The organism is Mycobacterium sp. UM_11, from assembly GCF_001414075.1.
Classification (GTDB): Bacteria; Actinomycetota; Actinomycetes; order Mycobacteriales; family Mycobacteriaceae; genus Mycobacterium.
The window spans coordinates 40,516-54,221 of sequence record NZ_LATC01000025.1; the positions used below are offsets into that span (position 1 = coordinate 40,516).

A 13,706-nucleotide genomic window follows, 5' to 3' on the forward strand; every position below is an offset into this window, starting at 1 on the left:
GCCGGGTCAGGTGAACGGGTTGCTGTTGTCCTGCCACGCCGCCGATTCCGGGCGCGGCCCGAACCGGCGCGCGTAATCCTCGTGCATCCGCGCCTGTTTCTTGTTCTTGAGCACGTCGACCATGTTCGGGTCGAGCCCGTGCTGGGCGAGCCGGTGCCGACGCCACACCTTGTTCAACGCCAGCGTGATCAGCAGGGCCCAGATGTACAGCGGCGCCGTCATCTCGGTGTGCACATACAGCGAAGCGGGCAGCAACCAAAAGGGTGCGAGGACGAACAGCGGCGGGATGGCCCACCGGATCATGTGCCGGCGCACTGCTCCCTTGCCGGCGAGATCGTTGGCGACCCAGTCGCGCATCGAGCTGGGCAGGCAGCGCCCGTACGAGTAGCCGATGTATTGCCACACGTTGGGTTTGGTGGTGGTCATGGTTCCCATTTTGTCCTCGTCCTGTCGCGGGCGCATCAGCGCACGGGCTTGAGATAGAGCGCACCCCAGACGATCTCGGCCAACGTCGCGGCCAGTTCCGGGTCGTATTCGGGTGGCTTCACCGGGAGCTCCTGCTGGCAGGCCCGCTCGACCATCCAGGTCAGCGCGCCGGCCGTGGTGGTCGCCGGCAGCTCCGGCCGGATCGAGCCATCGGCCTGGCCCTCCTCGATGACCCGGGCCATCCGCCCGGTGACCGCGGTCAGCAGGTTGCGGTAGGTCGCCGCGACCAGCGGGTCGTATCCGGCCATCTCGTTGAGCGCGACCAGCACCGGCTGGTGCCGGCGGTAGCTGGCGATGATGCCGTCCATCGCGGCGCGGACGTCACTGGGATCGTGGCGCCCGGCCACCGCCCACCAGCGCTCCGCGCTGTCGGCGAGGTCGGCGAAAACCTGGTTGGCCAGGCGACGCAGCAGGTGGCCCTTGTCCTCGAAGTAGATGTAGAAGCTCGCGCGGGAAATGCCGGCCGCGCTCGACAGCCGGTCAACGCTGAGCTCGGTGAAGCTGGCGCCCTCGCGCATCAGCCGCTCGGTGGCGTCCAGCAACCGGCGCTCGATCTGCTCGCGCCGCTGCTGGCGTTCCTGTTCGCGGTTGGCCTGCGGCTTGCGGGTGACCGATGGCATTCTCCCAGCATAGACCGTGATTCGACAACTTGACTAGACATCATGTCTAGGAATAGTGTCACAGGCGGATTTGTGACCGGCGTCATACGCGACGGAGGACCATCATGACCGTGCTGACCGGAAAGTCGGGCACCGAGCAGCCCGGCCGCCCCTACGACCCCATCGACCTGTCCTCCCGCGCGTTCTGGGCGACGACCGCGGCCGAGCGGGAACGGTCGTTCGCCGTGCTGCGCGCCGAGCGGCCGGTGAGCTGGCACCCGCCGGTCGAAGACGCCCTGATGCCCGATCCCGCGGACCCCGGCTATTGGGCCATCACCCGGCGCGCCGACATCGTCGCGGTCAGCCGCAACAACGAGGTGTTCCTGTCCGGGCGGGGCGTGATGTTCGAGAACATCCCGGTGGAGCTGCTCGAAGCGTCCCAGTCGTTCCTGGCGATGGACCCGCCGCGGCACACCAAGCTGCGCAAGCTGGTCAGCGCCGCGTTCACCCCGCGCCAGGTGCGCCGCATCGAGGACTCGATCCGGGCCAACGCCCGCACCATCGTGGAAGAGCTGCGGGCCGCCGGCAGCGGGGCGGACTTCGTCGACCACTGCGCCAAGGAGCTGCCCATCCGCACGTTGTCGGACATGGTCGGGATCCCCGAATCCGAGCGTGAGCACATGGCGGCCGCCACCGACGCCATGGTGTCCTGGGCCGACCCGGCCTACCTCGACGGCCGCCACCCGATGGAGGTGTTGTTCGAGAACCAGACCTACGTGCACCAGGTGGCCGGGGAGCTGGCGGCCCAGCGCCGCGAGCATCCCGGCGACGACCTGATCAGCGGCCTGGTGAACGCCGAGGTCGACGGCGAGCGGTTGACCGACGCCGAGGTGGCCGCCTTCTTCGTGCTGCTTTCCGTGGCGGCCAACGACACCACCCGGCAAACGACCAGCCACGCAATGAAGGCGCTCACCGACTTCGGTGATCAGCGGGCGTGGTTGCTGGAGGATTTCGACAACCGGATCGGCACGGCGGTCGAGGAGTTCGTCCGGTGGGCCTCCCCGGTGATGACCTTCCGCCGCACGGCCGCAACGGATTTCGAGTTGGGCGGCCAGCAGATAGCGGCGGGGGAGAAGGTGGTGATGTTCTACCCGTCGGGCAACTGGGACACCGAGACGTTCGATCATCCGGAACGGTTGGACTTGGGCCGCAGCCCCAACCCGCACGTCGGCTTCGGCGGCGGCGGCGTGCACTTCTGCCTCGGGGCGCACGTCGCCCGGGCGCAGCTGCGGGCGATCTTCGGCGAGCTGCTGCGGCAGCTGCCGGGCATCGAGGCCGGCGATCCGACCTACGTGGCGGGCAATTTCGTGCACGCCGTCCGCAGCATGCCCTGCACGTTCTAACGCGTTGCCAGCGGCGACAATTCGTCGGCCAACAGGGTCAGTAGCTCGGAACAACCGCCGTCGACCTTGACCGTCGCCAGCTCATCGCCGCGGGTTTCGCCGCGGTTGACGATCGCGATCGGCGTGCCCAGCGCGGCGGCGTGCCGCGCGAATCGGTAGCCGGAGAAGACCGTCAGCGACGAGCCGGCGACCAGCAGGGCATCGGCCTCATCGACCAGTGAATATGCTTGAGCAACAACGTCTTTGGCGACGTTTTCGCCGAAGTAGACGATGTCCGGCTTGAGCATGCCGCCGCAGCGCGGGCAGTCGAGGTAGCGAAACGACGCGGTGTCGCCGACGACGGCGTCGGCGTCGGGGGCCACCGCCAGGCCGCCGACCGCTTCGGCCCGCTCGATGAAGCCCGGGTTGAGCGCTTCGAGCCGGTCGGCCAGCGCCGCGCGGCTCATGGTGTAGCCGCAGCTCAGGCAGACCACCCGCGCATAGGTGCCGTGCAGGTTGACCACGTTGCGGCTGCCCGCCTTGGTGTGCAGCAGGTCGACGTTCTGGGTGATCACCCCCGTCACCACACCGGCGCGCTCGAGTCGCGCCAGCGCGCGGTGCCCGGCGTTGGGCTGGGTGTCGTCCATGTGCCGCCAGCCGACGTGGTTGCGCGCCCAATAGCGCTGGCGGAACACCGGATCCGACGTGAATTGGCGGATGGTCATCGGATTGCTCGGCGGTGAATCGGGCCCGCGGTAGTCGGGAATCCCGGAATCGGTGGACAGGCCCGCGCCCGTCAGCACCGCGATCCGGCGGCCGGCGAGCAGCGCGACCAGTTCCGGAGCTTCGGCGCGGCGGCTGGTCACCCCATCCAGGGTACGGACCCTAGCCCAGGCACTCCGCGGCCGTGGTGAGCTCCGCGGACATGTTCTGCTCCATCATCTTGCACGCCGCCTCGGCCAATTCGGCGTCGATGCCGGCGACGGCGTCGGTCGGGATCACGACGGGAAAATGGCGCACGTAGGCGTCGAGCGCGGTGTAGAGGATGCACTGCTCGGTGACCTGCCCGGCGATGATCAGCCGCTTGGTCTCCAGCCGGTTGAGCAGGTACGCCAGCGCGGTCGCGTAGAAGGCGCTGTGGCGCACCTTGGTCATCACCCGGAGGTCGCCGGCGGGAACGATGGGCTTGACCAGATCGGGTCGCGCGCCATCCAGCGCGGCGCTGACGATGTCGGAGAACTGGGCGACAAAGTCGCCGTAGTTGTCGTTGACGTAGATCAGGTCGACCTCGTCGGATTCGCGTGCGCGGCGGATCAAATCGGCCAAGGGGTCGATGATCTTGGCCACATTGGGTATTAGGTCCTCAGCATCGGGATGCTCATAGGTGTTCATCATGTCGACCACCACCACGGCCGTATCGCTCATGATGGAGGGGATACCCGGCGGCCACGGGTTGACACCGGTCAGGCGACAATGGAAGGGCGATGGACTTCTACAACGCTTACAGCCAGGGCTTTGTCCGGGTCGCCGCCTGCACCCATCACACCACGATCGGCGATCCGGCGGCCAACGCCGAGTCGGTCTTACGGCTGGCGCAAGAGTGCCACGAGGACGGCGTCGCGGTGGCGGTGTTCCCGGAGCTGACGCTGTCGGGGTACTCCATCGAGGACATCGTGATGCAAGACCTGTTGCTCGACGACGTCAAAGCCGCCGTCGAGACCATCGTCGCGTCCTCCAGCGATCTGCTGCCGGTGCTGGTCGTAGGGGCCCCGCTGCGCTATCGCCACCGCATCTACAACACCGCGGTGATCATCCACCGCGGCACGGTCCTCGGGGTGGTGCCGAAGTCGTACCTGCCCACGTACCGGGAGTTCTACGAGCGCCGCCAGATCGCGGCCGGAGACGACGAGCGCGGCACCATCCGGATCTGCGACGCCGAGGTTCCGTTCGGCCCGGACCTGTTGTTCGCCGCGTCGGACATCGCCGACTTCGTGCTGCACGTCGAAATCTGCGAGGACATGTTCGTACCGATCCCGCCCAGCGCGGAGGCGGCGTTGGCGGGCGCGACGGTGCTGGCGAACCTGTCCGGCAGCCCCATCACGATCGGCCGGGCCGAGGACCGCTGCCTGTTGGCCCGCTCGGCATCGGCGCGGTGCCTGGCCGCCTACGTGTACGCGGCCGCGGGCGAGGGCGAATCGACCACCGACCTGGCGTGGGACGGGCAAACCATGGTGTGGGAGAACGGCGAACTGCTGGCCTCCTCCGAGCGCTTCCCCAAGGGGGAGCGACGCAGCGTGGCCGACGTCGACCTCGACCTGCTGCGCTCGGAACGGCTGCGCATGGGAACGTTCGACGACAACCGGCGTCACCACCGCGGGCCGGCCGAATCGTTCCGGCGCATCGCTTTTCGGCTGGACCCGCCGGGCGGCGACATCGGACTGCGTCGTGACGTCGAGCGGTTCCCGTTCGTTCCCGCCAACCGCGAACGGCTGGAACAGGATTGCTACGAGGCCTACAACATTCAGGTCTCCGGGCTCGAGCAGCGGCTGCGGGCCCTGGACTATCCGAAGATCGTCATCGGGATCTCGGGCGGCCTGGACTCGACGCACGCGCTGATCGTCGCGGCCCGCGCGATGGACCGGGAAGAGCGGCCGCGCAGCGACATCCTGGCGTTCACGCTGCCCGGCTTCGCGACCGGAGATCGGACCAAGCGCAACGCGATCGAGCTGTGCCGCGCCTTGGGTGTGACGTTCGAGGAAATCGACATCACCGAGACCGCGAAGCTGATGTTCGCCGAGATCGGCCACCCGTTCGGGCGCGGCGAGAAGGTCTACGACGTCACCTTCGAAAACGTCCAGGCCGGCCTGCGCACCGACTACCTGTTCCGGCTGGCCAACCAGCGCGGCGGCATCGTGCTCGGCACCGGTGACCTCTCCGAGCTGGGGCTGGGCTGGTCGACGTACGGGGTGGGCGACCAGATGTCGCACTACAACGTCAATGGCGGCGTCCCCAAGACGCTGATCCAGCACCTGATTCGCTGGGTCATCTCGTCCGGTCAGTTCGAAACCGACGTCACCGACGTGCTGCAGTCGGTGCTGGACACCGAGATCTCCCCGGAGCTCGTCCCGAGCGGCGAAGAGGAAGAGTTGCAGAGCAGCGAGGACAAGGTCGGTCCCTATGCGCTGCAAGACTTTTCACTCTTCCACGTGCTGCGCTTCGGCTTCCGGCCCTCGAAGATCGCGTTCCTGGCCTGGCACGCGTGGAGCGACCCCGACCGTGGCAACTGGCCGCCGGGATTTCCCGAGGAAAAGCGACCGACCTACTCGCTGAAGGAGATTCGGCACTGGCTGGGCGTTTTCGTGCAGCGGTTCTACTCGTTCAGTCAGTTCAAGCGCTCGGCGCTGCCCAACGGCCCGAAGGTGTCGCACGGCGGCGCGTTGTCGCCGCGCGGCGATTGGCGTGCCCCGTCGGACATGTCCGCCCGCATCTGGCTCGACGAGATCGAGCGGCAGATCCCCGAGGAATAGCGCGTTGCGGGCCCGCCCGGCAGCGCCGGACGGGCCCCCGGGCGTCCGCTCACGCCCGCGCGCGGCGCCAGCCCTGGTACTGCAGCTCGGCGAACACCAGCGTGTAGGCGCCGGCCGCCAGGTTCAAGGCGACGCCCGCCGAGGTCAGTGGGAAGACGTCGGTGAGCACCAGCACGACGGCGGCCACCGTGTACGCCACGTTGGCGATGATGACGGCCATGCCGGCGCGCAGGACCGACGGCCGCGCGGCGAGCGCGAACACGACCACGCCGTAACCGATCAGGAACGCGCCCATGGCGTACTCGAACCCCTTCGTCGTGCCCGAGAGCTCGGCGAGCCGGCCGGCCAGCGGGATACCGGCCAGACCGACCAGTCCGCTGATGGCGGCGTCGGCACGCATGGCAAGGCGAAGCAGGCCGTCGCGGGTGCCGGTGCGGTCAATCGTGGTGGCGGACATGATGTTCCTTTCGTCGATGGCTTGAACGCCTCCGACGCTGCCCGCTGACCACTGCCAGATCGACGCCAGACGCTGCCAACTACTGCCAACCGCAGCTCAGGCCAGTGATTCGAGCGCCGCGTCGATGGCGTCGGCATCCGGCGCGCAGTCCCCGGCGCCGGCGACCAGCGTCGCCAGCGCGCCCGCGGCGCTGGCCCGCCGCAACGCTTGCAGCCGCTCGGCGGGCGTGCCCGGGTTGGGCGGCCAGCTTCCGGCCAGCACACCGGCGAACACGTCCCCGGCCCCGGTGGTGTCCACCGCCGTCACCGCGGGCGCGGGCACCACGAACTCGCCGTCGGCGCCCGCGTACCGGGCGCCGCGCGCGCCCAGCGTGGTGACCAGGTGAGCGGGTCGCCAGGGCCACTTGCGGGCCTCGGCCTCGTTGGCGATCACCACATCGGCCAGGGCGGCAAGGTCGGACAGCGAGCCCCGGTCCTGGCCGGCCGGTGAGGCGTTGACGATGACGACCGCCCCCGCCGCGCGAGCCTGCCGCGCCGCCTCAACCGCCGCCGCCACCGGAATTTCCAACTGCGTCAATAAGACGTCGCAGCCGGCGATGGCCGTTCGTGCGGCGGCGCCGTCCAGCGACAGTCGCCCATTGGCGCCCGGCGCGACCACGATGGTGTTCTCGGCGTCGGCGTCGACGACGACGATCGCCGTGCCGCTCGAACCGGGCGCCTCGGCCGTGGCGTCCAATCCCACGCCGTTGTCCCGCAGGTGCGCGCGTAACCGCTCGGCGGCCGGGTCGTCGCCGACGGCCCCCACGAACTGCACCCGCGCGCCCGCCCGGGCCGCCGCCACCGCCTGATTGCCACCCTTGCCGCCCGGTGCGTAGGCCAACTCCGACGCCAGCACCGTCTCGCCGGGGCGCGGAAGCGCTTCGACGCGCAGCGACACGTCCATGTTCACGCTGCCGACCACGCAGACTCGTGGCATCAGCGGTTGCCCGGGCCAAAACGTTTGCGGTGACGCCGTTTTGGGGCGTGCGTCAGCATCCGCAATCCTCGCCCCGCCACGCCTCGACACCCTCCCGGACCGCGACGCCGGCGATCGCGAGCCCCACCACCGGGTCCAGCCACCAGCCACCCGGCCACACGGCGATCACGGCCAGCGTCAGCAACACCGCGGCGGACTGCGCGGCGCACAGATAGTTCTGGGTGCCCTCCCCGGCGGTGGCCCGCGAGTCCAGGCGCCTGGCGAGCGCGCGCTTGGCCCAGCCCAGCAGCGGCATCAGCACGAGCGCAACGGCGGTCAACACCATCCCGATCACCGTCGTCTCGGGGCGGGCCCCGGAAAGCAGGTTGCGGACCGATTCGAACGCGATGTAGGGCGCGATGAGCCAGAACGAAATGGCCACCCCGCGCTGCGCCCGCCGCTCGGAGGTCTCCGACAGCGTGCGTGAGCCCGAGAACCGCCAGACGACGATCACACTGGCCAGCCCCTCGACCGCGCTGCCGAGCGCCCAGCCGATCAGGGAGACGGACCCGGCGGTGAACCCTTGCCACAGGCCCAGGGCGCCCTCCGCGCACATCCAGAGCAGGCTCACCCACGCCAGCCGGCGCGCCCAGCGCGCCGTCCGAACCCATCCGGCGTCCCGGCGTCGGGTGGTTGCCACGTCGGCCGCCGCGGAGCCGCAACCCTGGGCGCACCCGTCGCTCATAGCGCCAAGGATAAGTGCCCGCTGCCCGGTGAGTTAAGTGCCGTTCTTCCCGTCGAACGCTTTGCCGCAATCCCCCATATCTTGCAACGCGCGCGCTAATGTGCTGCGTGAGCGATGCTGCGTGTCCGAGGAAGGGCGAAGTTTCAGTGACATCGAGCGAGCTGCAAGACGCTGAGCCGGCTTCGCAAACCGCACCGGCCCCCACCCGGGCGGAAACGGCTGGGACGCAGGAAGACGAGGCTCGCAAGCACCATAAGTTTCGCCGTCGCCGGCTTTTCCGCATCGGCATTCAATCCAAGCTCCTGCTGACGCTGCTGCTCTGCAGCATCCTGTCGATCGGGGTGATCGGCTTCATCGGGGCGTCGTCGGGGCGCAACGCCTTGCGCCAGGTCGAATCCGAGCGACTCATCGAGTTGCGCGAGTCGCAGACGCGGCAGGTGCAGTCGCTGTTCCGGGAGGTGACGAATTCGCTGATCGTCTATAGCGGCGGGTTCTCCATCGTCGAGGGCGCGGCGGCGTTCACCGAGGGTTTCGCGCAGTTGTCCAACGCGACGATCACACCGGCCCAGCAGCAGGCGCTCGTCACGTACTACGACGAAAACATGATCCAACCGATCAGGCGGATCACCGGCGACGAGCTCGATCGCAACGCGATCTTCCCGAGTTCCAATGCGCAGAAGTATCTTCAGGCGCACTACACCGCGCCGTACCCGTTGGTCTCGGAGGCGCGAAAGGTCGACGACGCCGGCGACGGCAGCGCCTGGTCGGCGGCCAACGCCCGCTACGGCTTCTACATGCGCAACATCGTCACGCATTTCGAGTTCCCGGACGCGCTGTTGCTGGATATGCAGGGCAACGTCGTGTACTCGGTGAACAAGGGCCCGGACCTCGGCACCAACATCCTCACCGGCCCCTACCGGGAATCGAATCTGCGGGACGCATATCAAAAAGCGCTGCGCTCCAACGACATCAACTTCGTCTGGATCACCGACTTCCAGCAATACCAGCCACAGCTGGACGCCCCAACGGCGTGGGCGGTGTCCCCGGTCGGGATGAACGGCAAGATCGACGGCGTCATGGCCCTGCCGCTGCCGATCTCGAAGATCAACCGGATCATGACCGCCGACAAGCGTTGGGAGGCCGCCGGCATGGGGCCGGCAACGGAGACCTACCTCGCCGGCCCCGACGGCCTGATGCGTTCCGACTCAAGGCTTTTCCTGGAGGACCCGGCCGAGTACCGGCGCGAGGCCGTGGCGGCGGGCACCCCGCCCGACGTCGTGGACGAAGCGATCCGCCTGGGCGGGACCACGCTGGTGCAGCCGGTCCAAACCGCGGGTCTTCGTGCGGCCCAACGCGGGCAGTCCGGGGTCATCAGCGCCACCGACTACCAGGGCAACCGGGAACTGGAGGCCTACGCACCGCTGACGGTGCCGAACTCCGATCTGCACTGGTCGATCCTGGCGACGCGGGACAACTCGGACGCGTTCGCGCGCCTGGGCAGGTTCAGCAGGACGCTGGTGCTGGCGGTGGCGATCATGATCTTCGCCATCTGCGTCGCGTCCATGGTGTTGGCCCAGCTCATGCTGCGGCCGATCCGCCGCCTGCAGGCCGGCACCCAGAAGATCACCTCCGGGGATTACGAGGTCAGCATCCCGGTGACCACGCGGGACGAAATCGGGGACCTGACTGGGGCTTTCAACGAGATGAGCCGCAATCTCGCCATCAAGGAGGAATTGCTCAACGAACAGCGCCGGGAGAACGATCGCCTGTTGCTTGCGCTGATGCCCGAGCCCGTCGTCCAGCGGTATCGCGAAGGCCAGGAGACCATCGCGCAGGAACACCAGGACGTGGCGATCATCTTCGCCGAAATCGTCGGGCTCGACGAGATCTCCGGGGATGTGCCGGGAGACGAATTGGTCGGCATCGTCGACGAACTGTTCCGGCAGTTCGATTCGGCGGCCGAATCCCTTGGCGTCGAGCGGATCCGCACCTTCCACAACGGCTACCTCGCCAGCTGCGGGGTGGTGACGCCGCGGCTGGACAGCATCCACCGCAGCGTCGACTTCGCCGTGGAGATGCGCCAGATCATCGAGCGGTTCAACAGCCAAACGGGTCACGAGTTGCGCCTTCGGGTGGGCATCAACACCGGTAACGTCATCAGCGGACTGGTCGGCCGATCCGGACTGGTCTACGACATGTGGGGCGCCGCGGTGAGCCTGGCCTATCAGATGCAGAGTGGCTCAAGCCAATCTGGCATCTACGTCACGTCGCAGGTGTACGAGGCGATGCGTGACGTGCGGCAGTTCGCGCCGGCCGGCACCATATCGGTCGGTGGAACCGACCAGCCGATCTACCGGCTGTCGGAGCGATAATGAACCTCTTCGGCTCATCGTGGTTCTACTGGGCCATCGGCGTCGCGATCGGATTTCCGGTCGCGTTGATCCTGCTGACCGAGTTGCACCGCACGCTGGTCCGCCGCCACAGCCACCTCGCCAGGCAGGTGAGCCTGCTGCGCAACTACCTGCTGCCGCTCGGCGCGCTGTTGCTGCTGCTCGTCAAGGCTTCGCAGGTGCCGGCCGGCCAGGGCTCGGTGCGGATCCTGACCACGGTGTTCGGCCTGCTGGTGCTGGTGCTGGTGCTGTCGGCGCTGAACGCGACCGTGTTCGAGGGTGCGCCCGACGACAGTTGGCGCAAGCGACTGCCGGCCATCTTCCTCGACGTCGCCCGTTTCGGGGTCATCGGTGTGGGGCTGACGCTGATGCTGTCGGTCATCTGGGGTGTCCGGATCGCCGGTTTGTTCACCGCGCTGGGCGTCACGTCGGTGGTCATCGGCCTGATGCTGCAGAACTCCGTCGGGCAGATCGTGTCCGGCTTGTTCATGCTGTTCGAGCAGCCGTTCCGCATCGACGACTGGTTGGACACCGGCACGGTGCGCGGGCGCGTCGTCGAAGTCAACTGGCGGGCCGTGCACATCGACACCGGCAACGGCATCCGCATCATGCCCAACTCGATGCTGGCCAGCACCTCGTTCACCAACCTCAGTCGGCCCTCGCGCGCGTACGACTGCGCGATCACAACGAAGTTCGCGCCCGGCGATTCGCCGGACAAGGTGTGCGCGATGTTGACCCGGGTCGCCGGCGCGCTACCGGCCCGCAGACCCGAAGTGCCGCCGAGCACCGTGGCCCTCGGCAGCGCCCAATACCGCACGACGATCCGGCTGGTGTCGCCCGCCGACGCCGAGGCGACCGAGGCCACCTTCCTGCGCTGGGTCTGGTACGCCGCGCGCCGGGCGCGCCTGCGCCTGGACGGCACCGAGGACAACTTCTCCACCAAGCGACGGGTGGAGAAGGCGTTGCGCACGGTGGTGGCGCCGGCGTTGCGGCTGAGCCACATCGATCAGCAGTCGCTGGTGCCGTACGCGAAACTCGTCCGCTACGGTGCCGACGAGATCCTCGAGTACGCCGGGCAGGTGTCGTCGGGAATGACCTTTCTGGTGGCCGGCCGGGTGCGGCTGACCGCGAGGACCGAAGACGGGTCGATGGTTCCGGTCACCATCCTGGACGAGGGGTCGTTCCTCGGCCTGACCGCGCTGACCCGCCAGCCCAACCTCGCCGGCGCTTACGCGCTGGACGAGGTGACCGCCCTGCAGATCGATCGGGAGCACCTGGAGCATCTGGTGATGCGAAAACCGTTGCTGCTTCAAGACTTAGGCCGGCTGATCGACGAGCGGCAAGCCAAGGTGCGTCAGGTCAGTGGGCGTGAGCGGCTCGGGCCGGCCCGCCCCGAGGCGCAGGATTCCGCCAAGCCGCTGCGCTGAGGAGAACGCGGGTGCCGCGTCCGGCCCCGGCGTTACGCGCCGAGCGCATGCCGTAAATACCCGGGCCGCCGCACCTGGCCGGTTGTGGCCCGATACCCTGGTTCAATGAGTCTGCAAGCACCATCGCTGCCTGACTTGCGCCGGGAGGTCCACAACGCCGCGCGGCGTGCCCGGGTCGCCTCCCGCGTCCTCGCGTTGTTGCCGACGGTCGCCAAGGACCAGGCGCTGCGGTCCGCGGCCGACGCGATTGCCGCCCACACCGACTTGATCCTGTCGGCCAACGCCGAGGATCTCAGCGCCGCCGAAGCCGCGGGCACACCGACCGCGATGCTCGACCGGTTGGCGCTGGACGCCAAGCGGGTCGAGGGAATCGCCGCCGGGCTGCGGCAGGTCGCCGGTCTGCCCGACCCGGTCGGGGAGGTGCTGCGCGGCTACACCTTGCCCAACGGTTTGCATCTGCGGCAGCAGCGCGTGCCGCTCGGCGTCGTGGGCATGATCTACGAAGGCCGGCCCAACGTCACCGTCGACGCCTTCGGCCTGGCGCTCAAGTCCGGAAACGCGGTGTTGTTGCGCGGGAGTTCGTCGGCGGCCCGGTCGAACCAGGCGCTGGTCCAGGTGCTGCGCGCCTCGCTGGTCAGCGAGGACCTGCCCGCCGATGCGGTGCAATTGCTTTCGGCCGAGGACCGCGCCACGGTGACACACTTGATCCAGGCCCGCGGTTTGGTCGACGTGGTGATCCCGCGTGGGGGAGCGAGCCTGATCAACGCGGTGGTCCGCGACGCGCAGGTGCCCACCATCGAGACCGGGGTCGGCAACTGCCACGTGTACGTGCACGAAGGGGCCGATCTGGAGCTCGCGGAGCGAATCCTGCTGAATTCCAAGACCCGTCGGCCCAGCGTCTGCAACGCCGCCGAGACGCTGTTGGTCGACGCCGCGATCGCCAAGAAGGCGCTGCCTCAGCTGCTCAGCGCCCTGCAGGACGCCGGAGTGACCGTGCACGGCGGGATTTCGGCGGACGCCGCGGAGGACGACCTGCGCCGCGAGTATCTGTCGATGGACATCGCGGTCGCGGTGGTCGACGGCATCGACGCCGCGATCGCCCACATCAACGAGTACGGCACCGGGCACACCGAGGCCATCGTCACCAGCAATATGGCTGCGGCGCAACGGTTTAGCGACGGTGTGGACGCCGCCGCGGTGATGATCAACGCGTCGACGGCGTTCACCGACGGCGAGCAGTTCGGTTTCGGCGCCGAAATCGGCATCTCCACCCAGAAATTGCATGCGCGCGGTCCGATGGGGCTGCCGGAGCTGACCTCGACCAAGTGGATCGCGTGGGGTGACGGGCAAGTCCGCCCCGCCTGACTTCCGTGTTTTAGGAGAACTGAGATAGTGAGCGTGCCCGCCCGGCCCAAGCCGTTGTTCGCCGACATCGACGACGTATCGCGGCGGTTGGCCGAGACCGGTTATCTGCCGGACACCGCCACCGCGACCGCGGTGTTCCTGGCCGACCGGCTGGGCAAGCCGTTGCTGGTGGAGGGCCCGGCCGGCGTCGGCAAGACGGAGCTGGCCCGCGCCGTCGCCCAGGCCACCGACTCCGGACTGGTCCGCCTGCAGTGCTACGAGGGGGTCGACGAGGCGCGCGCGTTGTACGAGTGGAACCACGCCAAGCAGATCCTGCGCATCCAGGCCGGCTCCGGGGACTGGGACCAGACCAAGGACTGTCTCTTATACACATC

The 13,706-nt window shown here is 68.4% G+C and carries 13 protein-coding genes; 6 read left to right on the forward strand and 7 right to left on the reverse strand.

The features are described 5' to 3' along the window. Positions 1-6: 6 nt before the first annotated feature. Together WU80_RS09090 and WU80_RS09095 are read right to left on the reverse strand one after the other, a co-directional pair. Positions 7-426: a DUF5313 domain-containing protein gene (locus tag WU80_RS09090; protein ID WP_055400184.1), complete on the reverse strand. Its 420-nt coding sequence runs from the start codon at positions 424-426 to the stop codon at positions 7-9. 35 nt (positions 427-461) lie between these two features. Further along, positions 462-1,106, reverse strand: a complete 645-nt coding sequence (locus WU80_RS09095; RefSeq protein WP_055400105.1) for a TetR/AcrR family transcriptional regulator — start codon at positions 1,104-1,106, stop codon at positions 462-464. Positions 1,107-1,210: 104 nt separating this feature from the next. Here WU80_RS09095 and WU80_RS09100 point away from each other — a divergent pair, with 104 nt between their 5' ends. Then, complete coding sequence (locus WU80_RS09100; RefSeq protein WP_055400103.1) at positions 1,211-2,488, forward strand: cytochrome P450; 1,278 nt, start codon at positions 1,211-1,213, stop codon at positions 2,486-2,488. On the opposite strand, the gene WU80_RS09105 is transcribed toward WU80_RS09100, so the two are convergent. Together WU80_RS09105 and WU80_RS09110 are read right to left on the reverse strand one after the other, a co-directional pair. Beyond that, a complete protein-coding gene (locus tag WU80_RS09105) occupies positions 2,485-3,333 on the reverse strand; it encodes an NAD-dependent deacetylase (protein ID WP_055400101.1) in 849 nt (282 codons plus the stop codon). The two genes, WU80_RS09100 and WU80_RS09105, sit on opposite strands and share 4 nt — an antisense overlap. 19 nt (positions 3,334-3,352) lie before the next feature. Further along, positions 3,353-3,892 (reverse strand): cysteine hydrolase family protein, encoded by a 540-nt coding sequence (locus WU80_RS09110; protein ID WP_055400099.1) that lies wholly within the window; start codon positions 3,890-3,892, stop codon positions 3,353-3,355. A gap of 59 nt (positions 3,893-3,951) precedes the next feature. Between WU80_RS09110 and WU80_RS09115 the strand changes: the two genes are divergently transcribed. Then, positions 3,952-5,994, forward strand: a complete 2,043-nt coding sequence (locus tag WU80_RS09115) for an NAD(+) synthase (protein WP_055400097.1) — start codon at positions 3,952-3,954, stop codon at positions 5,992-5,994. Between the two features lie 49 nt (positions 5,995-6,043). On the opposite strand, the gene WU80_RS09120 is transcribed toward WU80_RS09115, so the two are convergent. The 3 genes from WU80_RS09120 to WU80_RS09130 form a co-directional block, all read right to left on the reverse strand. Then, positions 6,044-6,451: a hypothetical protein gene (locus WU80_RS09120; protein ID WP_055400095.1), complete on the reverse strand. Its 408-nt coding sequence runs from the start codon at positions 6,449-6,451 to the stop codon at positions 6,044-6,046. Positions 6,452-6,547: 96 nt separating this feature from the next. Then, on the reverse strand, positions 6,548-7,426 hold the full coding sequence (locus WU80_RS09125; RefSeq protein ID WP_055400093.1) for a ribokinase: 879 nt from the start codon (positions 7,424-7,426) through the stop codon (positions 6,548-6,550). Between the two features lie 52 nt (positions 7,427-7,478). Continuing rightward, entirely contained in the window at positions 7,479-8,150 is a 672-nt protein-coding gene (locus tag WU80_RS09130; RefSeq protein ID WP_055400091.1) for a cation transporter, read from the reverse strand. A 146-nt stretch (positions 8,151-8,296) separates the two neighbouring features. Here WU80_RS09130 and WU80_RS09135 point away from each other — a divergent pair, with 146 nt between their 5' ends. From WU80_RS09135 to WU80_RS09150, 4 genes are all read left to right on the forward strand, one after another. After that, positions 8,297-10,522, forward strand: a complete 2,226-nt coding sequence (locus WU80_RS09135) for an adenylate/guanylate cyclase domain-containing protein (protein WP_055400088.1) — start codon at positions 8,297-8,299, stop codon at positions 10,520-10,522. Continuing rightward, positions 10,522-11,967 (forward strand): mechanosensitive ion channel domain-containing protein, encoded by a 1,446-nt coding sequence (locus WU80_RS09140; protein WP_055400086.1) that lies wholly within the window; start codon positions 10,522-10,524, stop codon positions 11,965-11,967. Before WU80_RS09135 ends, WU80_RS09140 begins: the two co-directional genes overlap by 1 nt. Positions 11,968-12,072: 105 nt before the next feature. Continuing rightward, complete coding sequence (locus WU80_RS09145) at positions 12,073-13,332, forward strand: glutamate-5-semialdehyde dehydrogenase (protein ID WP_055400084.1); 1,260 nt, start codon at positions 12,073-12,075, stop codon at positions 13,330-13,332. A gap of 27 nt (positions 13,333-13,359) precedes the next feature. Then, on the forward strand, positions 13,360-13,706 hold a 347-nt coding region (locus WU80_RS09150; protein ID WP_156371782.1), incomplete at its 3' end, for a MoxR family ATPase.

Excerpts from the sequence above, each read along its gene's own strand:
- WU80_RS09090 (WP_055400184.1), bottom strand. The coding sequence starts at position 426 with ATGACCACCACCAAACCCAACGTGTGGCAATACATCGGCTACTCGTAC.
- WU80_RS09095 (WP_055400105.1), bottom strand. The coding sequence starts at position 1,106 with ATGCCATCGGTCACCCGCAAGCCGCAGGCCAACCGCGAACAGGAACGC.
- WU80_RS09100 (WP_055400103.1), top strand. The coding sequence starts at position 1,211 with ATGACCGTGCTGACCGGAAAGTCGGGCACCGAGCAGCCCGGCCGCCCC.
- WU80_RS09110 (WP_055400099.1), bottom strand. The coding sequence starts at position 3,892 with ATGAGCGATACGGCCGTGGTGGTGGTCGACATGATGAACACCTATGAG.
- WU80_RS09115 (WP_055400097.1), top strand. The coding sequence starts at position 3,952 with ATGGACTTCTACAACGCTTACAGCCAGGGCTTTGTCCGGGTCGCCGCC.
- WU80_RS09120 (WP_055400095.1), bottom strand. The coding sequence starts at position 6,451 with ATGTCCGCCACCACGATTGACCGCACCGGCACCCGCGACGGCCTGCTT.
- WU80_RS09125 (WP_055400093.1), bottom strand. The coding sequence starts at position 7,426 with ATGCCACGAGTCTGCGTGGTCGGCAGCGTGAACATGGACGTGTCGCTG.
- WU80_RS09130 (WP_055400091.1), bottom strand. The coding sequence starts at position 8,150 with ATGAGCGACGGGTGCGCCCAGGGTTGCGGCTCCGCGGCGGCCGACGTG.
- WU80_RS09140 (WP_055400086.1), top strand. The coding sequence starts at position 10,522 with ATGAACCTCTTCGGCTCATCGTGGTTCTACTGGGCCATCGGCGTCGCG.
- WU80_RS09145 (WP_055400084.1), top strand. The coding sequence starts at position 12,073 with ATGAGTCTGCAAGCACCATCGCTGCCTGACTTGCGCCGGGAGGTCCAC.